The sequence below is a fragment of the Streptomyces cylindrosporus genome, from assembly GCF_022698165.1.
Taxonomy (GTDB): Bacteria; Actinomycetota; Actinomycetes; order Streptomycetales; family Streptomycetaceae; genus Streptomyces; species Streptomyces cylindrosporus.
Genome location: NZ_JALDAY010000008.1, coordinates 349,300 through 369,996 on the forward strand (window position 1 = coordinate 349,300; position 20,697 = coordinate 369,996).

Below are 20,697 nucleotides of genomic sequence, written 5' to 3' on the forward strand. Positions count from 1 at the left end.
ACTCTAGGCCCCCAACTCCAGCCGCAGCCGCAGATATTCGGCGTCGCAGGGGCCGGGGCGACTGTGGCCGTCCGGGCGCCAGCCGTGCCGGGCGTAGAAGGTCCGGGCCCGGGTGTTGCGCTCCCACGCCTCCAGTACGCCCGTACTCAGCGAACGCTCGCGCAGGAGCCGTACGAAACCCTCGTGCAGCCGGCTGCCGATGCCCGCTCCCCAACTGCCCGGCCGGACATGGATCTGGTACAGCTGGCCGGCCGTGGTCGGATCGAGGTCGGGGTCGGCGGGCGGGCCCATCGAGACGACACCCGCGACCTCTCCCTCACGCACCGCGCACAGCACCGTCCCGTCGGCGGACCCCAGGACCCGTGCCCACGCTTCCCGCCTGCGCGCGCGGGACCCGGCGGACGTGAGGTCCGGGTCCAACAGGCCGCCCGCCTGGTAGTACGCGGTGCGGGCGAGGGTGTGGATGTCCGTGATGGCGTCCAGGTCGGCAGGGGTGGCGGCGCGCAGGGTCGTTGTGGGCATGGCTACATGGTGAAGGGCCCGTCGCCGGTGGCGCGGGCCCTTTGCCTGTTGGCGGGGTGCGTGTGCCTTAGAGCACCGCGAAGCCGTAGTTCATCAGCTTCTTCGCGTCCGCCTCGCGCTGGGCGATCGACGTGGAGGCGAGGACCGTGCCGATGACGGTCTTGCCGTTGCGGGTGGCGGCGAAGACCAGGCAGTACTTGGCCTCGGGGCCGGAGCCGGTCTTGATGCCGATGGTGCCGCTGTAGCTGCTGAGCAGGCCGTTCGTGTTGACCCACGTCTTCATCGTGCGGGTGGAGCCCGTCTTGGTGATGGTCTTCGCCGTGTACTTCTTCGTCTTCACGACCGTACGGAACGTCGCGTTCTTCATCGCGCTGCTGGCGATCTTCGTCAGGTCGCGCGGCGTCGAGTAGTTGTTGCCGTTGCCGATGCCGTCGAACGAGTCGAAGTGCGTGTTCTTGAGGCCGAGAGCGGTCGCGGCCTTGTTCATCTTGCCGATGAACGACTTCACGCGCGCGGCCCGCGTCGAGCCGGTGCCGTACGTGTCGGCGAGCGCGTACGCGGCGTCGCAGCCCGACGGCAGCATCAGCCCGTACAGCAGCTGACGGACGGTGACCTTGTCGCCGACGATCAGCCCAGCAGACGAGGCTGTGTTCTTGACGATGTAGTCGCTGTACGCCTTCTGGATCGTGACCTTCTTGTCCAGGTTCAGGTTCGACTGCGCGAGCACGACCTTCGCGGTCATGATCTTCGTGGTGGAACCCGTGGAACGCTTGGTGTCCGCGGCCTTGGTGTACAGCGTCTTCGCGTTCGCGTTGTTCATCACGTAGCCGCCCTTGGCCACGATCGAGGGCGTGGTGACAGCCTGCGCGGGTGCCGCGGCGAAGGCACCGCCCGCGAGCACGGCGCCTGCGGTGACGGTGACCGCGGCGGCTCTGCGGAGACGGCTGCCCTTGATGCCGGAGATGGCGGTAATCAACTGAAATACCCCGATTACGTTGAATGCCCCTGTAGTGCGGCCGAGTTGAAGGGGAAAGAAGGTGGGCCGCAGGTGTAAGACACGTATCTAGCACGAATGGTTGTGTGGCTGCTGGGGCGGGCCTGTCTTCTGTGACGCCGTTGGTACAGAGAGGTCCGCATAATGGACGGAACCCCTCATGCGTACGTGTTGTATCTATGCTGTGGCCATGACCAGCCCGGGCACCCTGACCGCCAAGCAACCCCCCAAGCAGCCACCAGCGGCCGACCGTGTCTACGCCCACGTCAAGCAGGGCGTCCTGGAGCGCCGCTACGAGGGCGGGACCCTGCTCACCGAGGGCGAGCTCGCGGAGGCCGTCGGGGTCTCGCGGACGCCGGTGCGGGAAGCCCTGCTGCGGCTCGAGGTCGAGGGGCTGATCAGGCTCTACCCCAAGAAGGGCGCCCTCGTCCTTCCCGTGTCCGCCCAGGAGATCGCGGACGTCGTCGAGACCCGGCTGCTGGTCGAGGAGCACGCGGCGCGCAAGGCCGTACCCGCCCCCGCCGGTCTCGTCGAACGGCTCGAGGAACTGCTGGCCAAGCAGAAGCAGCAGGCCGCCGCCGGCGACCTCGCCGGCGCCGCCGTCACCGACCGCTGCTTCCACGCCGAGATCGTCCGCAGCGGCGGCAACGAGATCCTCTCCCGCCTCTACGACCAGCTCCGCGACCGCCAGCTGCGCATGGGCGTCGCGATCATGCACTCGCACCCCGACCGGATCGCCAAGACCCTCGTCGAGCACGAGGAGATCCTCCAGGCGCTCAGGTCAGGGGACGCGGAGGCGGCGGTCGGGATCGTGCACCGGCACGTCAGCTGGTTCTCGCACCTCGCGCGGGGTGAGGTCCGATGAGCTCGGCCACCTCGTCCTCCACCGCCACCCTCCCGGGCGATCCGCCCGGCGGCCGGCGCGCGATGGCCGTCTGGGGCATCGGCGTCTCCGTCTACTTCGTCGCCGTAATCTTCCGTACGTCCCTCGGTGTCGCCGGCCTCGACGCCGCCGACCGCTTCCATGTGAACGCCTCGGCGCTGTCCACCTTCTCGATCCTCCAGCTGCTGGTCTACGCCGGCATGCAGATACCCGTCGGCCTGCTGGTGGACCGGCTCGGCACCAAGAAGGTGCTGGCCATCGGCGCCGTGCTGTTCACCGCGGGCCAGCTCGGCTTCGCGTTCTCCCCCTCGTACGGCGTGGCCCTCGCCTCCCGCGCGCTGCTCGGCTGCGGCGACGCGATGACGTTCATCAGCGTGCTGCGGCTCGGCACCCGCTGGTTCCCGGCCCGCCGCGGCCCGCTGGTCGCCCAGCTCGCGGGCCTGGTCGGCATGACCGGCAACCTCGTCTCCACGCTGGTCATCGCCCGCCTGCTGCACGGCGTCGGCTGGACCGCCGCCTTCGCGGGCAGCGCCCTCGCCGGCGTCGTCGTACTCGTCCTGATGCTGCTCTTCCTCAAGGACCACCCCGAGGGCCATGAGCCGGAGCCCTTCCCGCACCAGGGCGGGGCCTACGTCCGCAGCCAGATCGCCGCCTCCTGGCGGGAGCCCGGGACCCGCCTGGGCCTGTGGGTGCACTTCACCACCCAGTTCCCGGCGATGGTCTTCCTGCTCCTGTGGGGCCTGCCCTTCCTGGTCCAGGCACAGGGCCTGTCCCGCGCCACGGCGGGCGAACTCCTCACCCTGGTCGTCCTGTCCAACATGGTCGTGGGGCTCGTCTACGGCCAGATCGTCGCCCGGCACCACGCGGCGCGGCTCCCGCTGGCGCTCGGCACCGTGGGCGCGACGGCGCTGATGTGGGCGGCCACGCTGGCCTACCCCGGCGAGCACGCGCCGATGTGGCTGCTGGTCGTGCTGTGCGCGGTGCTCGGCGCCTGCGGTCCCGCCTCGATGCTCGGCTTCGACTTCGCCCGCCCGGCCAACCCGCCGGAGCGGCAGGGCACGGCGTCCGGCATCACGAACATGGGCGGTTTCGTCGCCTCGATGACGACTCTGTTCCTGATCGGCGTACTCCTGGACGCGACCGGTGACGACTACACCGTCGCCTTCTCCGCGGTCTTCTTCCTCCAGGCGCTGGGCGTGAGCCAGATCCTGCGGCTGCGCGGGCGGGTGGCCCGGCGGGAGCGGGAACGGCTGGTGGCGAGCCGGGTGGAGACGGTGCATGTGCCGGCCTGACCACGCGGGCGGTTCACCGGCAGCCGGATTTCACAGCCGAGGTGTTGCTCTGTCATAGGCGTGTGACAGCGGTGTCGTGAAGCGAGGACGGGCGTGACCTGGGGTGCCTGCGGGCGCTCATAGTGATCGAACGAAGTACTCGCTTCCGAAGGGAAATCCGTGATGAACCGCCACCTGCGCAAGGCCGTCGTCGTCACCGCCGCGATCTCGGCCGGCGTGCTGATGACGGCCTGTCAGAGCAGCTCCTCGAACAGCGGCACTTCGAGCACCGGCCAGCACCAGTCGACGTCCAAGGCCTCTGGCAAGACGTCGTCCAAGACCTCCGGGACGGCCGGCAAGACGACGACCTCCCAGCGGACTTCGTCCGGTACGACCGCCCAGAACGCCTCGAACGCCTCGAAGTCCGGGCAGGGCGTCACCGGGTCCTTCACCGGCGGCACCGTCAGCTACCTGGCTCCCGGCAAGTACATCGTCTCCGTGCCCGGCAGGACCGACCAGATCTTCTTCGTCGCCGACGACACCCGGGTCAACGGCGCCGGCGCGATCTGCGGCAGCGGGCAGTGCACGCTCGACCAGCTGGAGACGGCCACCAGGAAGGCGGCCGTCTCGGCCGACGTGACCCTGAAGCAGGGCATCGCCACGCTCGTCAGCGAGCGTGCCTCCACCGGCTCCGGCGCGAAGGGCGTCAACGGCACCTGGTTCGGCCAGGTCTCCTACCTCGCGCCCGGCAAGTTCACGGTCTCCGGACCGAAGGGCGCCGAGCAGGCCTTCTTCATCGCCGACGACACCGTCATCAAGGGGTACGGCACCATCTGCGGCAGCTCCGCGTCCGCCGCCGTCTGCACGCTCGACCAGCTGGAGGCCGCGGCGAAGAAGGGCCTCGACGCCGAGGTCGTCCTCGCGAACGGCATCGCGACCTCGGTCACCGAGGACCACTGAGCCCACGCGCCGGGCCGAGGCGCTGGGCCCACGCGCCGGGCCCTACTGCGTGACCGTGAAGTTCCGCAGGATCGCCGCCGTCAGCTCCGGGTCGCCCTCCGCCTTCAGCCGGTCGGCGACCGCGTCCGGTGTCACCCGGCCGCAGGCCAGCCGCACGTAGGTCTCCCAGTCGAGGGTGAGGGTGGCGGCGGGGCCGAGCGCGGGGGCCGTCTCCAGGGTGCCGCGACCCTGGATGTCGACGCGGATCGTACGCAGGAACTCGATCGGGCCGTGCACGTCGAAGACGATCGCCGAACTGCGTGGCGCGTCCGCCTTCTCCGCGACGACGGCGGGCAGTTCACCGAGCAGCACGTCCCGCGCGATGTGCGCGCCGGGGGAGTCGAGGCTGCCGGGCCGGCCGAGGGCGGCGCGCAGATCCTGCTCGTGCACCCACACGTTGAACGCGTGGCTCCGCATCGACTCCTCCAGCGTGAGCTCGGTGCCGAGCGGACCGCGCACCTTGGTGCCCGGGTCCCGCGACTCGTTCCGCAGCTGGCGGTTGCGGCGGATGATCACGTACTCCAGCTCGGAGGTCATCTCCGGCGCCGTGTGGTGACGGCGGACGTCGACCTGCATCTCCATGTAGCGCTGGTGGTCGTTGGTGACGTGGAACAGGTCGCGCGGCAGCGTGTGGATGGGCCGCGGGTCGCCGAGCATCTCGCAGTCCAGGCCGATGACATGGGAGACCACGTCACGGACCGACCAGCCCGGGCACGGAGTCCGTCGGTTCCACTCACCCTCCACCAGCGGCCCCACCAGCTCGGATATCGCTTCGATGGAGTGGGTCCAGGCGTCGGCGTAGGGCTGGAGGGTGGGATGCAGACTCACGGAACGGGACCCCTCGGCGGTCGGTACACGGGCTGGTTGGCGGCGTTGCCAGTGGGAGGTGGCTGCTGTCGGCGGGTGTCTTGAGACGCTAAGTTACGCTGCTGTGAGGCACCCCGGCAGTGCTTTCGTGTGACGATCGTAGGCCCGTTTGACATCCTCCCCCTCCGGTGGGGAGGGGGATTCCAACCCGGGTGGGTTGAGGTTCACGGACGCTCGAACGGCTGATGACCGCTGTCGCCCCTCCGGCACCGGCTGATTGCCGGGGGTGGGATATCCCTCCCTGCCCTGCCGCGACGTTGTTTGCTGCGTTCTCGTCGGCGTTGCACGCGAACCCGCAGGACACGCAGACGAAGTCGGCTTGGCTCTTGCGCGACTTCTTCTCGATCCAGCCGCAGGCTGAGCAGCGCAGAGAGGTAAAGGGCGCAGGGACATCCTCGACCCGGCCCGGAGCCTTGTGCTCCGTGCGTCGGCGGAGCAGACCCCAACCCTGGGCAAGAATCGCCCGGTTCAGCCCGGCCTTCTGTTTGACCTTTGTGCCGGGCTGTTCGACCGTCCCCTTCGCGGAAGCGGTCATGTTCTTGATGTTCAGCTTCTCGAATCGGATCAGGTCACAGGTGCGGGCGAGCATCGTGCTGGTCTTCTCGCACCAGTCCTTGCGCCGGTCCGTCTCCCGCGCCTTGAGTCGCGCGACTGTCGCGTACGCGACGGTCTTCCGGTCACTGCCCTTGGGTGCGCGCGCTGCCCGACGCTGGTGCTTGCGAATCTGCGCCTGTTCCTTGACGGTGAGCTGCGGACAGTTCAGCTTCCGGCCGTCCGACAGGGCAGCAGTGATCTTCACGCCCCGGTCGATGCCGATGAGCTTGCCCGTGCCGGGCGCGTCGATCGAGCCGGGGATGACGGCGAATGCGATATGCCACCGGTTGTTCTTGTAGGTGACCCGGAAAGTCTTCGCCTGTGGTGGCTCTCGCCGGGTGAGCCGGAACCGGACCCAGCCGCATCCGGGCACCTTGACCTGAGCCCACCGTCGGTTGAGCTTCTGCACGACAACGGACCGCCCCATGACCTGCTTGCCCGTCTTGGCGTTCAGCTTCGGAGAGCCGTCCGGCTCGAACTCCGGTACCCGGTCGGTGCCTACGACCCGGAACCCTTCGTGTACGTATTTCCTGCGCCAGGTCGGCTCGCCGAACCCAGAGGTGAACTTGGCGTTCTTGGCCTGGGCGAAGTCCTTCAAAGCCTGTTGTTGCACGTCTGCGTTCCCGGCACCGAGCCATCCGTTGGCGCGGCGGGCCTCGGTGAGTTGGCGGCACTGCTCGGCGAAGCCAGGCGCGGACCTGCGTCCAGGTCTCCAGTGTGCGTGTTGTTCGACGGCGAGGTTCCACGTGTATCGGGCGTGCGCGCAGTGCAGCAACATTTGCTGCTCCTGCTCGCTCGTGGGGTACATGCGAAACCTACTCATGCACCCATTGTGGGTGCATTTTGGGTCGATGGTCAAGCGATCTGGGTCTAGTCTGGGTGCATGGTGAACTTCAATCTCAGGCTCCCCGACGACCTGCACGCGGCCATCAAGGCCGCTGCCGAGCGTGATGGGCGTTCCGCCCACGGGCAGATGCTGTGGTACTTGCGGCGCGCGGTCGAATCGGACGCCGCCCCTGCCCCGGTTCAGGGGAACGGACAGTCTTCCAGGTCTTGAAGGATCGGCGCTCTGTCCTGAAGATCAGTGAGTGACTCAAATGGCAGGACGGTGGTAGTGTGCGCGCCTCTTTGATCCAGATCGCCGTGGACGAGGGCGAATCGGTTGGCGAACGGAGGCGGCGGGTGGCCGCGCTCGTCCGGGAACAGGCCGGGTCCGACCTGGTGGTTCTGCCCGAGCTGTGGACGACCGGCGCCTTCGCCTACGAGGAGTTCGGCCCGGAGGCCGAGCCGATCGAGGGTCCGACGCATGAGGCGATGGCGAAGGCCGCGAGTGACGCGGGTGTGTGGCTGCACGCGGGCTCGATCCCCGAGCGTGACCCTGAGGGTCCCCTCTACAACACGTCTCTCGTCTTCTCCCCCTCCGGTGACCTGGTCGCCGCCTACCGCAAGATCCACCGCTTCGGCTTCGACAAGGGCGAGGCCGTGCTGATGGGCGCGGGGCGCGAGCTGGTGACGGTCCGTCTGCCCGAGACCACCCTCGGCCTCGGCACCTGCTACGACCTCCGTTTCCCCGAACTCTTCCGCGGTCTCGTCGACAACGGCGCCGAGACCCTGGTCCTGCCGGCGGGCTGGCCGGAGCGCCGCCGCTCGCACTGGACGCTGCTGGCCCAGGCGCGGGCGGTCGAGAACCAGGCGTTCGTGCTTGCGTGTGGAACGGCCGGGACGCATGCGGGAGTTCCGCAGGCGGGTCACTCGATCGTGGTGGATCCGTGGGGCGAGGTGCTGGCGGAGGCGGGCGCGGGCGAGGAAGTCCTCACCGTGGAGTTCGACCCGTCGAAGGTGGCGACGACGCGGGAGCAGTTCCCGGCCCTGAAGGACCGGGTGCTCTAGCACGGGCGGGGTGCTCTGGCGCTTCCGGGCTCAGTCCTCCTCCGGGCTCAGTCCTCCTCCCGCTCCTTCTCCGCCAGGTGGATCACGCACACCGCCACCGCGATCAGCAGTGCCGGGTCGGCGTCGTCGCGTACGACGTCGACCCCGTACGTCTCCCGGACGTGCAGCCAGCGGCGCGAGATCACGGCGAGCAGCTCACCGTCGTACTCGACGGCGAACTCCCGGTCGAGGATCTTGCCGCTGACGTCGAGCTCGGTGCCGTCGACCAGGGTGACCCGGTAGTGGTTGCGCAGCAGCGACAGGCGCTTGCGCCTGATGCGGGCCAGGACGTCGCCGTCCCGCTCGATCACCATCGTGTCGCGCAGGGCGAACATCTTCTGGTGGATGTCGATCAGGACGCGCCCTTGGGTGTCCTTGAGCTCGAAGGTGTCCCTGAGCCGCATCGCCTTGCCGTCGACGAGGAACACCTTGTCGCCGTGCTCGTCCTCGATCCAGTAGTCCTCACCGAAGCCGAGGAGCCGGTCGCGCACTTGGAATCTCATACCGTCACCCGTTCCCCGCCGACCGGTCCGAAACGCCGCCGGTAGGCCGACGGACTGAGCCCGGTCTCGCGCCGCACGCGCGCGCGTAGGTTGGCCGCGGTCCCCAGGCCGCTGCGTTCCGCCACCACGTCCAGCCGCCGCTCCCCGCGCTCGATGAGCCGGCAGGCCAGCGCCACCCGCTCCCCCGTCAGCCAGGCCAGCGGGGTGGTGCCGAGCTGGGCCTGGAAGCGGCGGTGCAGGGTGGCGGGGGAGACGGCCGCGCGGGCCGCCAGGTCGGCCACCGTCAGCGGCTCCCCCAGCCGCTCCTGCGCCCAGGCCAGCAGCGGCGCGAGCGACTCGTCCGGCACCCGCGGCAGCGGCCGTTCCACGAACTGCCGCTGCCCGCCGTCCCGGTGGGCGGCGAACACCAGGCGCCGGGACACCGCGTTGGCGACCTCGGCGCCGTGGTCCTGGCGTACGACGTGCAGCCCGAGGTCGAGGGCGGCGGCGCTGCCGGCGGCGGTCAGGACGGAACCCTCGTCGACGAACAGCACATCGGCCGCGAGCCGCACCCTGGGGTGCAGTCGGCGGAACTCCTCGGCCCACATCCAGTGCGTGGTGGCCCGCAGTCCGTCGAGCAGTCCGGCCTCGGCGAGCGCGAAGCTCCCGGTGCACAGGCTCATGACGCGCGCTCCACGCGCGTGCGTGCGTCGGATGGCGTCCAGGACGGCGGCTGCGCGCGGTACGACGTTGTCGGGTCGGCCGGGCACGACGAGGGTGTCCGCGTCGTCCACCGCGTCCAGTTCCGCCGCCCCGGTCAGCGTGAAGAAGCCGTGGTTCATCCGCACCTCGCGCGTGGGCGTGCACAGAGTCACCTCGTACAGCGGCGCCGGCAGTCCCAGCTCGGGCCGGGGCAGCCCGAACAGCTCGGTCGCCACGCCCACCTCAAAGGGGTTGGTGCCCTCGTCGACGATCACGGCGACCTTGTGCGGACGGCGTCGAGCGGGCTGAGAGGATCCTTGCGGCATGTGCGATTTCTAGCACTCGCCCGGCACCGGGACCAGCCCGCACGATGACCGCATGCCCACGGAACCCGTCTCCCTCGCCCAGGCCCTCGCGTCCTTCAAGGACCAGTGGAGCCCCCGCATCGTCACCACCGTCAACGACTACGACGTCCGTGTCGCCAAGGTCGAGGGCGAGCACGTCTGGCACGTCCACGACCACACCGACGAGTTCTTCCTGGTCCTGGAGGGCGAACTGCACATCGCCCTGCGCGAACCGGCGGGCGAGCGCACGGTGGTCCTGGCGAGGGGCTCGGTCTTCACGGTCCCGCGCGGCACGGAACACAAGCCGTACGCGCGCGTGCCCACCGAGATCCTCCTCCTCGAACCCACCGGAACCCTCACGGTCGGCGACCACCACGACGAGATCCCGTCCCACGTGGACGCGACGACGGGCCACGCCCTCACCTGACCGGAACGGGCGGGACGGCGGTCCGGGGGGCGGCCCCGGACCGATTGTCAGTGGCGGGTGGCACCCTTGATCCATGACCGCTTCGACTCCCCGCCGCGTCCGCGTCCGCGCCCCCGAGCTGGTCGGCAAGGGTGGCTGGCTGAACACGGGCGACAAGCAGTACACCCTCGCCGACCTGCGGGGACGCATAGTCGTGCTCGACTTCTGGACGTTCTGCTGCATCAACTGCCTGCACGTCCTCGACGAGCTGCGTGAGCTGGAGGAGAAGCACCCGGACACCGTCGTCGTGATCGGGGTGCACTCGCCGAAGTTCGTGCACGAGGCCGAGCACGCGGCGGTGGTCGACGCGGTCGAGCGGTACGGCGTGGAGCACCCGGTCCTCGACGACCCGGAGCTCGCGACCTGGAAGCAGTACGCGGTGCGCGCGTGGCCGACGCTCGTGGTGATCGACCCGGAGGGGTACGTCGTCGCGCAGCACGCCGGTGAGGGCCATGTGCACGCCATCGAGCGGCTGGTGACGGAGCTGGAGGCCGAGCACACGGCGAAGGGCACCCTGCGCCGCGGCGACGGCCCGTACGTGGCGCCGGAGCCGCAGCCGACCACCCTGCGCTTCCCGGGCAAGGCGCTCGTCTTGCCCGGCGGGACCTTCCTGGTCAGCGACACCACCCGGCACCAGCTGGTGGAGATGGCGGCGGACGGCGAGACCGTCGTACGCCGGATCGGGTCGGGGGCGCGCGGCTTCGCGGACGGTACGGCGGACACGGCCACCTTCAACGAGCCGCAGGGCCTCGCCCACCTCGACGCACGCTCGGTCGTCGTCGCCGACACCGTGAACCACGCCCTGCGCCGCCTCGACCTCGCGACCGGCGAGGTCACCACGCTGGCCGGCACCGGCAGGCAGTGGTGGCAGGGCTCGCCCACCTCGGGCCCGGCCCGCGAGGTCGACCTGTCCTCCCCGTGGGACGTGGCCCTCTTCGGCGGCAAGGTGTGGATCGCCATGGCGGGCGTGCACCAGCTGTGGGCGTACGACCCGGTCGACGGCACCGTCGGCGTCACCGCCGGCACCACCAACGAGGGGCTCGTCGACGGCCCCGGCGACGAGGCCTGGTTCGCCCAGCCCTCCGGACTCGCCGCCACCGCCGACCGGCTCTGGCTCGCCGACTCCGAGACGTCCGCCCTGCGCTGGGTGGACCTCGACGGCACGGTCCACACGGCGGTCGGGACCGGCCTGTTCGACTTCGGCCACCGCGACGGGCCCGCCGGACAGGCCCTGCTCCAGCATCCGCTGGGCGTCACCGCCCTGCCCGACGGCTCGGTGGCCGTCAGCGACACCTACAACCACGCCCTGCGCCGCTACGACCCGGCGACCGGCGAGGTCACCACGCTCGCCACGGACCTGCGCGAGCCGAGCGACGCCGTCCTGGCCGGCGAGGACATCGTGGTCGTGGAGTCGGCCCGGCACCGCCTGACCCGGCTGCGGCTGCCGGAGGAGGCCGTACGGGTCGAGTCCGTCGCCCACCGCACCCAGCGCGCCGCCACCGAAGTGGCCCCCGGAAAGCTCCGGTTGGACGTGATCTTCCAGGCGCCGACGGGCCAGAAGCTCGACACGCGCTACGGCCCTTCGACCCGTCTCCTGGTCTCCTCCACGCCGCCGGAGCTGCTGCTCGCGGGCGAGGGCGCGGACACGGACCTCTCCCGCACCCTGGAGCTCAACCCTGAGGTCGAGGAAGGGGTCCTGCACATTTCGGCGATGGCCGCGTCATGTGACGACGACCCCGCCATCGAGTACCCGGCCTGCCATGTCCACCAGCAGGACTGGGGCGTCCCCGTCCACGTCATCGCGGCGGGGACGGACCGCCTGCCCCTGCTCCTTGCCGGGATGGACGATCAGACGCCGTAACCGTCGCTGTAGCCGTCCCGCCGGTGATGGTGGGTCCCCGTCCCCTCCTCGTCGATGACCGGCGTGGTGGGCGGCACCACCACCCGGCGCCGGCGCGCGATGCTGCTGAAGGTGCTGACTCCGATCAGACCGACGATCATGAAGATGATCCCCACCAGGTCGAGGTTGACCCCCTTCATGTGCCAGTCGGTCGCGAACGTGAGAATGGCTCCCGCGGCGATGAGGATGATGCATCCACCGAGGCCCATGAGTGTCGCCTCCCTGTCCGGTCCGGTTCTTCCGGTCCTCCGGTCAACTGCGGGTACCCACGGGCCCGGTGTCGGAACCTACCCCTCCAGGAAGGCGACCAGCGAGTTCGCCAGCAGATACGGATCGTCCGCGCCGCACAGCTCACGCGCGCTGTGCATCGACAGGATCGCGACGCCGATGTCGACCGTCCGGATGCCGTGCCGGGCCGCGGTGATCGGGCCGATCGTGGTGCCGCAGGGCATGGAGTTGTTGGAGACGAAGGACTGGAAGGGCACACCGGCCCGCTCGCAGGCGGCGGCGAAGACCGCGCGGCCCGAACCGTCCGTCGCGTAGCGGTTGTTGACGTTGACCTTGAGGATGGGGCCGCCGTTGGCCCGCGGGTGGTGCGTCGGGTCGTGGCGCTCCGCGTAGTTGGGGTGCACGGCGTGGCCCGTGTCCGAGGACAGGCAGACGGTGCCGGCGAAGGCTCTCGCCCGGTCCTCGTACGAGCCTCCGCGCGCGAACACCGAGCGCTCCAGCACGCTTCCGAGCAGCGGTCCGTCCGCGCCCGTGTCCGACTGGGAGCCGTTCTCCTCGTGGTCGAAGGCGGCGAGTACGGGGATGTACGGCAGGCCGGCCCGGGCCACCGCGGTGAGCGCGGCCACGCCCGCGTGCACGGAGAGCAGGTTGTCCATGCGCGGCCCGGCGAGGAGTTCCTGGTCCCGGCCCAGGTAGGCGGGCGGTTCGACGGAGTGCGTCATGAGGTCCCAGCCGGTGACCTCGCCGGGCGGCAGCCCCTCGTTCGCCTCCAGGAAGGCGATCAGGTCGCCGTCCCGCACCTGGTTGCCCAGTCCCCAGATCGGCTGGAGGTGGCGCTGCTTGTCGAGCTTGAGGCCCTCCGCGGACACCGAACGGTCCAGGTGGATGGCGAGTTGGGGGACGCGCAGCAGCGGGCGGTCCACGTTGACCAGGCGGGTGGAGCCGTCCCGCAGGGTCAGCCGGCCGGCCAGCCCCAGGTCGCGGTCGAGCCAGGAGTTCAGCAGCGGTCCGCCGTAGATCTCCACGGCCACCTGGCGCCAGCCGTGCGCCCCGGTGTCGGGCAGCGGCTTGACCCGCAGGTTCGGGGAGTCGGTGTGCGCGCCGACGATCCGGAACGGCGTGTGGGGCGCCGCGCCCTCGGGGACGTACCAGGCGACGATCGCGCCGCCGCGCAGCACGTACTTGCCGCCGCTCCCCGCGGCGGAAGCCGCTGATGTCTCCGTGTCCCAGGCGTCCGTCTCCGCGACCTGCCGGAACCCGGCCTTCTCCAGCCGTTCGGCGGCGCTCGCCACCGCGTGGTACGGCGAGGGGCTCGCCGTCAGGAAGGACATGAGGTCGTCGGTGTGGCCGCGGTCGAAGCGGGGGGGTTCGCTCATGGGGTTCACCTTAACGACGTACGAGGGCCCACTCCGCGTACGGGGAGCGGGCCCTCGCAAGGGCGATGGGGAATTCTGGCTACCCAGAACGAGCCGTGCTAGAACGCGGCCTCGTCGAGCTCCATCAGGTCCAGGCCGACGCCCTCGGCGAGCTTGCGCGCACCGGTGACGCCCGGCAGGACGTTGGCCGCGAAGAACTTCGCCGCCGCGATCTTGCCGGTGTAGAACGCCTTGTCCTTCGCGGACGCCGTCTCCAGCTTCTCGGCGGCGACCGCGGCACCCTTGAGCAGCAGGTAGCCGACGACGACGTCGCCGGAGGCCATCAGCAGGCGGGTGGTGTTCAGGCCGACCTTGTAGATGTTCTTGACGTCCTGCTCGGTGGCCGCGAGGTCGGTCAGCATCAGACCGACGATGGCCTCCAGCTCGACGGCGGCCTTCGCGAGGTGCTCGCGCGCACCGGCGAGCTCCTCGCCGCCCGTGCCGAGCGCCAGGAACTTCTTGATGTCCTCGGCGAGGGAGTTGAGGGCCGCGCCCTGGTTGCGGACGATCTTCCGGAAGAAGAAGTCCTGGCCCTGGATCGCGGTGGTGCCCTCGTAGAGGGTGTCGATCTTGGCGTCGCGGATGTACTGCTCGATCGGGTACTCCTGCAGGAAGCCGGAGCCGCCGAAGGTCTGCAGCGACTGGGCGAGCTGCTCGTAGCCCTTCTCGGAGCCGTAGCCCTTCACGATCGGCAGGAGCAGGTCGTTGAGCGCGTGCTCGGCCTTGGCGTCCTCGCCGGCCGCCTCCTTGACCTGGATGGTGTCCTGGACGGCGGCCGTGTACAGCACCAGGGCGCGCATGCCCTCGGCGTACGCCTTCTGCGTCATCAGCGAGCGGCGCACGTCCGGGTGGTGGGTGATGGTGACCTTGGGCGCGGTCTTGTCCATGAAGTTCGCGAGGTCGGGGCCCTGGACGCGCTCCTTGGCGTACTCCAGCGCGTTCAGGTAGCCGGTCGACAGCGTGGAGATCGCCTTCGTGCCGACCATCATCCGGGCGAACTCGATGATCCGGAACATCTGCCGGATGCCGTCGTGCTTGTCGCCGATCAGCCAGCCCTTGGCGGGGTGCCGGTCGCCGAAGGTCATCTCGCAGGTGTTGGAGGCCTTCAGGCCCATCTTGTGCTCGACGTTGGTGGCGTAGACGCCGTTGCGCTCGCCCAGCTCGCCGGTCTCGAAGTCGAAGAGGTACTTCGGGACGAGGAAGAGCGACAGGCCCTTGGTGCCCGGACCGGCACCCTCGGGCCGCGCCAGCACGTAGTGGAGGATGTTCTCCTCCATGTCGTGCTCACCGGAGGTGATGAAGCGCTTCACGCCCTCGATGTGCCAGGAGCCGTCCTCCTGCTGCACGGCCTTGGTCCGCCCGGCGCCGACGTCCGAACCGGCGTCCGGCTCGGTCAGCACCATGGTGGAGCCCCAGGTGCGCTCCACGGCGATCTTCGCGATGTGCTTCTGGACCTCGTTGCCCTCCTCGAAGAGGATGCCGGCGAACGCGGGGCCCGAGGAGTACATCCAGACGGCCGGGTTGGCGCCCAGGATCAGCTCGGCGAAGGCCCAGATCAGGGAGCGGGGCGAGGTGGTGCCGCCGATCTCCTCGGGCAGGCCGAGGCGCCAGTACTCCGAGTCCATGAAGGCCTTGTAGCTCTTCTTGAAGGAGGCCGGGACCGGCGCGGTGTTCGTCTCGGGGTCGAAGACCGGCGGGTTGCGGTCGGCGTCCGCGAAGGATTCGGCCAGCTCGTTCTCCGAGAGGCGGGTCAGCTCCTCCAGGATGCTCTTGGCGGTCTCGGTGTCCATCTCCTCGAACGGACCGGCGCCGTACACCTTGTCCCGTCCTAGGACCTCGAACAGGTTGAACTCGATGTCCCGGAGATTCGACTTGTAGTGCCCCATGGCGACGGCTCCGTAAGAGATGATTCGTTCACGTACCAACAAGTAGCTACGATGATGCTACCCGTCGGTAATAAGAAGCAACCCCGATCCGGCCATCTGTGACCGACCCCTCGTGCGGGGTCAGTACTCTTTGTGGCATGTACGGCTACGACCAGAATGTTGGCGCCCAGCAGCAGTACGGCGTCCCGCCGCAGCAGCAGATGCCGGGCGGGTACGGCCAGCAGCCGCCGCTGTACCCCGAGCCGTCCCCGCCGTCCCTCGCGGACGCGGTGCGCGCCTTCACCACGGGCCAGATGTCGGCCGAGGACTTCCAGCAGGTCTTCGCCACCTCCAAGGTCTACTGCCCGCGCGGCGACAACCCCGGCTTCCTGGCCCTGCACAACACCCAGCAGCCGGTGATCCCCATGTTCACCTCGCTCAAGGAACTGCGCCGGTACGCGGGCAAGGAGTCCAAGTACTTCGTGATCACCGGCGCCGAGGTGATCGACCTCCTGCCCACCGGGTACGGCTTCGTCCTGGACATGGAGGGCGAGCACCGCATGGTCTTCGACGCGAAGGCCGTCGAGCAGATGGTCGAGTTCGCGATGCGCCGGATGTACGGCTGACCCGTCGGTCTTCTGCTCGGCCGGATCCCGGTTCAATGAGCCGGAACAACCTCTTCCGCTGAACCACCTCGCCTACTGTGCCCGCGTGACCTCCACCGACACGCCGCCGCCGGCCCTCGATGGCCGGCGGCGTTCCGCTGTCCGGGCTCGGTTCCGCAGGGAATGCCACACGCGTCGGTGCCGTTAGGGGTAGCAGAAAGTTCAATGCTCAACTAAACTGGCCGCACAAGGAGGTACCGACATGCCTGCAGTGACCGTCGAGAACCCGCTGACGCTGCCGAGCGTGACCGCGCCGGCCGATGCCGTGGCGCGTCCCGTGCTCGCCGTCACGACCGCACCGAGCGGTTTCGAGGGCGAGGGCTTCCCGGTGCGCCGTGCGTTCGCCGGGATCAACTACCGCCACCTCGACCCGTTCATCATGATGGACCAGATGGGCGAGGTGGAGTACGCGCCGGGCGAGCCCAAGGGCACCCCCTGGCACCCGCACCGCGGCTTCGAGACCGTCACCTACATCATCGACGGGATCTTCGACCACCAGGACTCCCAGGGCGGTGGCGGCACCATCACCAACGGCGACACCCAGTGGATGACGGCCGGCTCGGGCCTGCTCCACATCGAGGCGCCGCCGGAGTCCCTGGTCATGTCCGGCGGCCTCTTCCACGGCCTGCAGCTGTGGGTGAACCTCCCGGCCAAGGACAAGATGATGCCTCCGCGCTACCAGGACATCCGCGGCGGCAACGTCCAGCTCCTGACCACGCCCGACGGCGGCGCGCTGCTCCGTGTCATCGCCGGCGAGCTGGACGGCCACGCGGGCCCGGGCATCACGCACACCCCGATCACGATGATCCACGCGACGCTCGCGCCGGGCGCCGAGGTCACCCTGCCCTGGCGGGAGGACTTCAACGGTCTGGCGTACGTCCTGGCGGGCAGGGGCACGGTGGGCACGGACCGGCGGCCGGTCCACATGGGCCAGACGGCCGTCTTCGGCACGGGCTCGTCCCTGACGGTCCGCGCGGACGAGAAGCAGGACGGTAACACCCCGGACCTGGAGGTCGTCCTCCTCGGCGGGCAGCCGATCCGCGAGCCGATGGCCCACTACGGCCCGTTCGTCATGAACACCCGCGAGGAACTCCAGCAGGCGTTCGAGGACTTCCAGAAGGGCCGGCTGGGGACCATCCCCGCGGTGCACGGAATGACCGAGGGCGGCCTGTAAGGCCGAATCGACGGGCTGCAAGGCCGAATCGACGAGAAAGGGCCCGGAGCCGCACGTACGCGTGGCGGCTGCGGGCCCTTTCCGCGTTCCGGGCCCGTCCGTCTTCTGGAGGAGCCGGGGAAGCCGCCCCGGCCGGGCCGTGGTCCGCTGGACGCGTGCAGATCCTCCCCGAGCCCGTCCGCCGCTTCGCCGCCTGGTGTGCGGTGATCCTGCTGCTCGCCGGGGTCGTCTACGTCGGCGTCCGGCTCTGCTCGGAGTTCCGGACCGCCGTCGTCCCCGTACTCCTGGCCCTTCTCGGGACCGCGCTGCTGGGCCCGCTGCACCGCCGTCTCGTCGCCGCCAAGGTCAACCGGTCCGTCGCGGCCGGGCTCACCTGTGTCGCGGTCGTCGCCGTCGTCGGCGGGGCCGTGTACATCGTCGTCGCCGCGCTCATCGACACCGGAGACCAGATCGTCGCCTCGCTGAAGGACGCGGCGCAGGGGGTCGCCGACCGCTTCGGGGCCGCCGGCACCTCGCTCGACGATCTCGCCTCCAACGCGAAGGAGCTGCTGACCAGGTTCGGCGCCACCGCCGCCTCGAACGTCATCAGCGGGGTGAGCGTGGTCGGCGAGAGCATCGCCATGGCCGTACTCGCGCTGCTTCTCGTCTTCTTCTTCCTGCGCGACTCGCATCGCGCCGTCGACACCCTGCGCGCCGTCGCACCCCGCGGTACCGCCGACACCGTCGAGGCCATGGCCCGGCGGGCGTTCGAGGCGGTGGAGGGGTTCATGCGCGGGACCACGCTCATCGCGCTCATCGACGCCGTGTGCATCACCGTCGGGCTGCTGGTCCTGGATGTGCCGGGGGCCGTGGGACTGGGCGCGCTGGTCTTCGTCGGAGCCTTCGTCCCCTACCTCGGCGCCTTCGTCTCCGGTGCCGTCGCCGTGCTGGTCGCGCTCGCCGACCGGGGGTTCGTCATCGCCCTCTGGGCGCTCGGTGTCGTACTCGCCGTGCAGGTGCTCGAAGGGCATGTGCTGCAGCCGATGATCCAGAGCCGGACCGTGCAGATGCACCCGGCCGTGGTGCTGCTCGCGATCACCGCTGGCGCGTCCGTCGCCGGGATCCTCGGCATGCTGCTCGCCGTACCGCTCACCGCCGCCGTCTTCGGCGTCGTCCACGAGCTGCGGGCCGGTTACGACGGGGGCGAGCCGTCGGCAGGCGCGGCGCCCGAGTCCTCGTAGAGCTCGAACCAGATGGTCTTGCCCTCGCCGCGCGGATCGACGCCCCAGGACTCGGCGAGGAGTTCGATGAGGACCAGGCCGCGGCCGGAGGAGGCCAGTTCGCCGGGGCGGCGTTTGTGGGGGAGGTCGTCGCTGGTGTCGGTGACCTCGACGTGCATGCGGCGGGCGCCGGGATCGCCGCGCACCTCGGCCTGGAGCAGGGCGTCGGCGTCGGTGTGCACCAGGACGTTCGTCAGCATCTCCGACAGCAGCAGGACCGCCGAGTCGACCTGGTCCTGGCTCGCCCAGTCGTGGAGGAGCTCGCGCAGCTGCTGACGGGCCACGGCGATGCGCTCCGGCTCCGCCTGGGCCACGGAGAGCATCGTGCGGCGGACCGTCGGCCGCACCGCCGGCTCGTCGCCGCAGCCGCAGCCCTCCCCCGGCCTGCACAGCAGCAGCAGTGCTATGTCGTCCTCGCGCCGGTCGGCCAGCGGCCCGGTCGTGTGGTGCGAGGACGGGCCGTGCACGCCCTGGACCAGGGCGTCGGCGAGTTCCTCCAGGTCGCCCTTGTGGTCCTCCAGGATCGTCCGGATGCGCCGCCAGCCGCTCTCCAGGTCGTGGCCGCCGGTCTCGATCAGGCCGTCGGTGCAGATCAGCAGCGTCTCGCCGGGCTCCAGCGTGATACGGGTGGTGGGGTAGTCGGCGTCCGGGTCGATGCCGAGCGGGAGACCGCCCGCCGTCGGCCGCATCAGGACCGTGCCGTCCGCCATCCGGATCGCCGGGTCGGGATGCCCGGCGCGCGCGATGTCGAGGGTGCCGGTGGCGGGGTCGGCCTCCACGTACAGGCACGTCGCGAAGCGCGGGTCGGAGACGTCCTCGTCCAGGGTGCCGTCGGTCATGCCGTGCAGGAAGCGGGAGGCGCGGGAGAGGACCGCGTCGGGACGGTGACCCTCGGAGGCGTAGGCGCGCAGGGCGATCCGCAGCTGGCCCATGAGACCGGCGGCCCGCACGTCATGGCCTTGGACGTCACCGATGGCCAGGGCTATACGGCCGCTGGGGAGCGGGATCATGTCGTACCAGTCGCCGCCGACCTGGAGGCCGCCGCCGGTGGGGACGTAACGGGCGGCGACGCTCATGCCCGGGATCTGCGGGCCGAGCGTCGGCAGCATGGAGCGCTGGAGGCCGTCGGTCAGGGCGCGCTCGGTCTCGGCGGCGCCGGCCCGGGAGAGGGCCTGGGCGAGCATACGGGCGACCGTGGTCAGGACCGAGCGCTCGTCCGGGGTGAAGGCGACCGGATAGGCGAAGGACGCCATCCAGGCGCCCATCGTGCGGCCCGCGACCGTCAGCGGCAGGAACGCCCAGGACTCGCGGCCGAAGGGTTCGACCAGCTGCCACATGACCGGGTAACGGGCCTTGTAGGCGCCGGGGGAGGAGAGGTAGACGGCACGGCCGGTGCGTATGACCTCGGCGGCCGGATAGTCCATATCCAGGGGCATCGCGGAGAAGGGGTCGCCGTCCCCGGGCTGGTAGCCGTGCAGACCGGTGATCGTCACCCGGTCGCCCTCCACGCCGAACACCGCGAGCCCGTCCGGGGTGAACCCCGGCATCGACAGACCCGACGCGACCCGCAGCACCTCCTGCGTGGAGCGCGCCTCGGCCAGCGCCCGGCCCGCGTCCAGCAGGAACGCCTCCCGGGAGCGCCGCCAGTCCCCGGTGACGGCGCTGCGGCCGGCCGGGGTGCCCGGGGTCGGCTCGGTGACCTCCTGCAGGGTGCCGATCAGCCGGAAGGAGCGCTTTACACGGTCGTACGACGGCTTGGAGCGGGAGCGGACGACGCGGATCACCCGGCCGTGCTCGTCCATGATCCGGATCCGCACCTCGGCGAGGGTGCCCTCGGCGACGGCGAGGCCCACCACGCCGGTGATCTCGTTCCAGTCGACCGGGTGCAGCCGGGCCCTGGTCTGGGCCTCGGTGAGGGTGGTGCCGACGGAGGGCAGGCCGAGCAGCCGTGCGGCCTCGGCATCGACCGTGACCAGCTCGGTGGCGGTGTCCCAGTGCCACAGGCCGGTCGCGAGGGCCTCCAGGACGTCCCCCACGGGCGGCAGAGGCTCGCCAGTGCGCATTGCCCCACTTTATGAAGAGCTGATCGAAGAGTGCCACCGATCAGCCCCCTGAATTGGTGGGGAGGTGATCTTGGG

Annotated in this window: 20 protein-coding genes; 10 read left to right on the forward strand and 10 right to left on the reverse strand. The window is 70.1% G+C overall.

What is annotated here, in order from left to right; all coding sequences use genetic code 11:
* Positions 1 to 3 precede the first annotated feature (3 nt).
* Positions 4 to 522, reverse strand: coding sequence for a GNAT family N-acetyltransferase (locus tag MQP27_RS27285; protein WP_242768541.1), 519 nt, complete (start codon positions 520 to 522; stop codon positions 4 to 6).
* A 67-nt stretch (positions 523 to 589) separates the two neighbouring features.
* A complete protein-coding gene (locus MQP27_RS27290) occupies positions 590 to 1,498 on the reverse strand; it encodes a D-alanyl-D-alanine carboxypeptidase family protein (protein WP_242768542.1) in 909 nt (302 codons plus the stop codon).
* 208 nt (positions 1,499 to 1,706) lie between these two features.
* On the opposite strand from MQP27_RS27290, the gene MQP27_RS27295 reads away from it, so the two are divergent.
* From MQP27_RS27295 to MQP27_RS27305, 3 genes are all read left to right on the forward strand, one after another.
* Positions 1,707 to 2,381, forward strand: coding sequence for a GntR family transcriptional regulator (locus MQP27_RS27295; RefSeq protein ID WP_242768543.1), 675 nt, complete (start codon positions 1,707 to 1,709; stop codon positions 2,379 to 2,381).
* Positions 2,378 to 3,691 (forward strand): MFS transporter, encoded by a 1,314-nt coding sequence (locus MQP27_RS27300; protein ID WP_242768545.1) that lies wholly within the window; start codon positions 2,378 to 2,380, stop codon positions 3,689 to 3,691. The genes MQP27_RS27295 and MQP27_RS27300 overlap by 4 nt, the downstream gene beginning before the upstream one ends.
* 162 nt (positions 3,692 to 3,853) lie before the next feature.
* Entirely contained in the window at positions 3,854 to 4,630 is a 777-nt protein-coding gene (locus MQP27_RS27305) for a hypothetical protein (protein ID WP_242768546.1), read from the forward strand.
* Positions 4,631 to 4,672: 42 nt separating this feature from the next.
* Here the strand turns inward: MQP27_RS27305 and MQP27_RS27310 are convergent, their stop codons facing one another.
* On the reverse strand, positions 4,673 to 5,497 hold the full coding sequence (locus MQP27_RS27310; RefSeq protein WP_242768547.1) for a maleylpyruvate isomerase family mycothiol-dependent enzyme: 825 nt from the start codon (positions 5,495 to 5,497) through the stop codon (positions 4,673 to 4,675).
* 88 nt (positions 5,498 to 5,585) lie between these two features.
* Positions 5,586 to 6,938, reverse strand: coding sequence for an RNA-guided endonuclease InsQ/TnpB family protein (locus MQP27_RS27315; RefSeq protein WP_242768548.1), 1,353 nt, complete (start codon positions 6,936 to 6,938; stop codon positions 5,586 to 5,588).
* 75 nt (positions 6,939 to 7,013) lie between these two features.
* On the opposite strand from MQP27_RS27315, the gene MQP27_RS27320 reads away from it, so the two are divergent.
* Both MQP27_RS27320 and MQP27_RS27325 read left to right on the forward strand, forming a co-directional pair.
* Entirely contained in the window at positions 7,014 to 7,187 is a 174-nt protein-coding gene (locus MQP27_RS27320; RefSeq protein ID WP_242768554.1) for a toxin-antitoxin system HicB family antitoxin, read from the forward strand.
* Between the two features lie 59 nt (positions 7,188 to 7,246).
* On the forward strand, positions 7,247 to 8,020 hold the full coding sequence (locus MQP27_RS27325) for a carbon-nitrogen family hydrolase (protein ID WP_242768557.1): 774 nt from the start codon (positions 7,247 to 7,249) through the stop codon (positions 8,018 to 8,020).
* A gap of 47 nt (positions 8,021 to 8,067) precedes the next feature.
* On the opposite strand, the gene MQP27_RS27330 is transcribed toward MQP27_RS27325, so the two are convergent.
* Positions 8,068 to 8,562, reverse strand: a complete 495-nt coding sequence (locus MQP27_RS27330; protein WP_242768558.1) for an LURP-one-related/scramblase family protein — start codon at positions 8,560 to 8,562, stop codon at positions 8,068 to 8,070.
* A complete protein-coding gene (locus tag MQP27_RS27335) occupies positions 8,559 to 9,569 on the reverse strand; it encodes a GlxA family transcriptional regulator (protein WP_242768559.1) in 1,011 nt (336 codons plus the stop codon). Before MQP27_RS27335 ends, MQP27_RS27330 begins: the two co-directional genes overlap by 4 nt.
* 52 nt (positions 9,570 to 9,621) lie before the next feature.
* Between MQP27_RS27335 and MQP27_RS27340 the strand changes: the two genes are divergently transcribed.
* Both MQP27_RS27340 and MQP27_RS27345 read left to right on the forward strand, forming a co-directional pair.
* Complete coding sequence (locus MQP27_RS27340; protein ID WP_242768560.1) at positions 9,622 to 10,014, forward strand: cupin domain-containing protein; 393 nt, start codon at positions 9,622 to 9,624, stop codon at positions 10,012 to 10,014.
* Between the two features lie 73 nt (positions 10,015 to 10,087).
* Positions 10,088 to 11,914 (forward strand): thioredoxin-like domain-containing protein, encoded by a 1,827-nt coding sequence (locus tag MQP27_RS27345; RefSeq protein WP_242768561.1) that lies wholly within the window; start codon positions 10,088 to 10,090, stop codon positions 11,912 to 11,914.
* Here the strand turns inward: MQP27_RS27345 and MQP27_RS27350 are convergent.
* The 3 genes from MQP27_RS27350 to MQP27_RS27360 form a co-directional block, all read right to left on the reverse strand.
* Positions 11,902 to 12,162 carry a DUF6458 family protein gene (locus MQP27_RS27350; RefSeq protein WP_242768563.1) on the reverse strand — a complete coding sequence of 87 codons (261 nt, stop codon included), beginning with the start codon at positions 12,160 to 12,162 and terminating at the stop codon, positions 11,902 to 11,904. The genes MQP27_RS27345 and MQP27_RS27350 overlap by 13 nt on opposite strands.
* 78 nt (positions 12,163 to 12,240) lie before the next feature.
* On the reverse strand, positions 12,241 to 13,557 hold the full coding sequence (locus tag MQP27_RS27355; RefSeq protein WP_242768564.1) for a M18 family aminopeptidase: 1,317 nt from the start codon (positions 13,555 to 13,557) through the stop codon (positions 12,241 to 12,243).
* Positions 13,558 to 13,655: 98 nt separating this feature from the next.
* Positions 13,656 to 15,482: an acyl-CoA dehydrogenase gene (locus tag MQP27_RS27360; protein ID WP_242768565.1), complete on the reverse strand. Its 1,827-nt coding sequence runs from the start codon at positions 15,480 to 15,482 to the stop codon at positions 13,656 to 13,658.
* Between the two features lie 137 nt (positions 15,483 to 15,619).
* Between MQP27_RS27360 and MQP27_RS27365 the strand changes: the two genes are divergently transcribed.
* The 3 genes from MQP27_RS27365 (at position 15,620) to MQP27_RS27375 (ending at position 18,520) form a co-directional block, all read left to right on the forward strand.
* Positions 15,620 to 16,087: an SseB family protein gene (locus MQP27_RS27365; RefSeq protein ID WP_058924228.1), complete on the forward strand. Its 468-nt coding sequence runs from the start codon at positions 15,620 to 15,622 to the stop codon at positions 16,085 to 16,087.
* 241 nt (positions 16,088 to 16,328) lie between these two features.
* The gene (locus tag MQP27_RS27370) at positions 16,329 to 17,300 is read left to right on the forward strand and encodes a pirin family protein (RefSeq protein ID WP_242768566.1); all 972 of its coding nucleotides are present in this window, start codon (positions 16,329 to 16,331) and stop codon (positions 17,298 to 17,300) included.
* A gap of 155 nt (positions 17,301 to 17,455) precedes the next feature.
* Positions 17,456 to 18,520, forward strand: a complete 1,065-nt coding sequence (locus tag MQP27_RS27375; RefSeq protein WP_242768567.1) for an AI-2E family transporter — start codon at positions 17,456 to 17,458, stop codon at positions 18,518 to 18,520.
* Here the strand turns inward: MQP27_RS27375 and MQP27_RS27380 are convergent.
* Positions 18,472 to 20,622 (reverse strand): ATP-binding SpoIIE family protein phosphatase, encoded by a 2,151-nt coding sequence (locus MQP27_RS27380; protein WP_242768569.1) that lies wholly within the window; start codon positions 20,620 to 20,622, stop codon positions 18,472 to 18,474. The two genes, MQP27_RS27375 and MQP27_RS27380, sit on opposite strands and share 49 nt — an antisense overlap.
* Positions 20,623 to 20,697: the final 75 nt, after the last annotated feature.

Excerpts from the sequence above, each read along its gene's own strand:
- MQP27_RS27285 (WP_242768541.1), bottom strand. The coding sequence starts at position 522 with ATGCCCACAACGACCCTGCGCGCCGCCACCCCTGCCGACCTGGACGCC.
- MQP27_RS27295 (WP_242768543.1), top strand. The coding sequence starts at position 1,707 with ATGACCAGCCCGGGCACCCTGACCGCCAAGCAACCCCCCAAGCAGCCA.
- MQP27_RS27300 (WP_242768545.1), top strand. The coding sequence starts at position 2,378 with ATGAGCTCGGCCACCTCGTCCTCCACCGCCACCCTCCCGGGCGATCCG.
- MQP27_RS27305 (WP_242768546.1), top strand. The coding sequence starts at position 3,854 with ATGAACCGCCACCTGCGCAAGGCCGTCGTCGTCACCGCCGCGATCTCG.
- MQP27_RS27315 (WP_242768548.1), bottom strand. The coding sequence starts at position 6,938 with ATGTACCCCACGAGCGAGCAGGAGCAGCAAATGTTGCTGCACTGCGCG.
- MQP27_RS27320 (WP_242768554.1), top strand. The coding sequence starts at position 7,014 with ATGGTGAACTTCAATCTCAGGCTCCCCGACGACCTGCACGCGGCCATC.
- MQP27_RS27330 (WP_242768558.1), bottom strand. The coding sequence starts at position 8,562 with ATGAGATTCCAAGTGCGCGACCGGCTCCTCGGCTTCGGTGAGGACTAC.
- MQP27_RS27335 (WP_242768559.1), bottom strand. The coding sequence starts at position 9,569 with ATGCCGCAAGGATCCTCTCAGCCCGCTCGACGCCGTCCGCACAAGGTC.
- MQP27_RS27340 (WP_242768560.1), top strand. The coding sequence starts at position 9,622 with ATGCCCACGGAACCCGTCTCCCTCGCCCAGGCCCTCGCGTCCTTCAAG.
- MQP27_RS27345 (WP_242768561.1), top strand. The coding sequence starts at position 10,088 with ATGACCGCTTCGACTCCCCGCCGCGTCCGCGTCCGCGCCCCCGAGCTG.
- MQP27_RS27350 (WP_242768563.1), bottom strand. The coding sequence starts at position 12,162 with ATGGGCCTCGGTGGATGCATCATCCTCATCGCCGCGGGAGCCATTCTC.
- MQP27_RS27355 (WP_242768564.1), bottom strand. The coding sequence starts at position 13,557 with ATGAGCGAACCCCCCCGCTTCGACCGCGGCCACACCGACGACCTCATG.
- MQP27_RS27360 (WP_242768565.1), bottom strand. The coding sequence starts at position 15,482 with ATGGGGCACTACAAGTCGAATCTCCGGGACATCGAGTTCAACCTGTTC.
- MQP27_RS27365 (WP_058924228.1), top strand. The coding sequence starts at position 15,620 with ATGTACGGCTACGACCAGAATGTTGGCGCCCAGCAGCAGTACGGCGTC.
- MQP27_RS27370 (WP_242768566.1), top strand. The coding sequence starts at position 16,329 with ATGCCTGCAGTGACCGTCGAGAACCCGCTGACGCTGCCGAGCGTGACC.
- MQP27_RS27380 (WP_242768569.1), bottom strand. The coding sequence starts at position 20,622 with ATGCGCACTGGCGAGCCTCTGCCGCCCGTGGGGGACGTCCTGGAGGCC.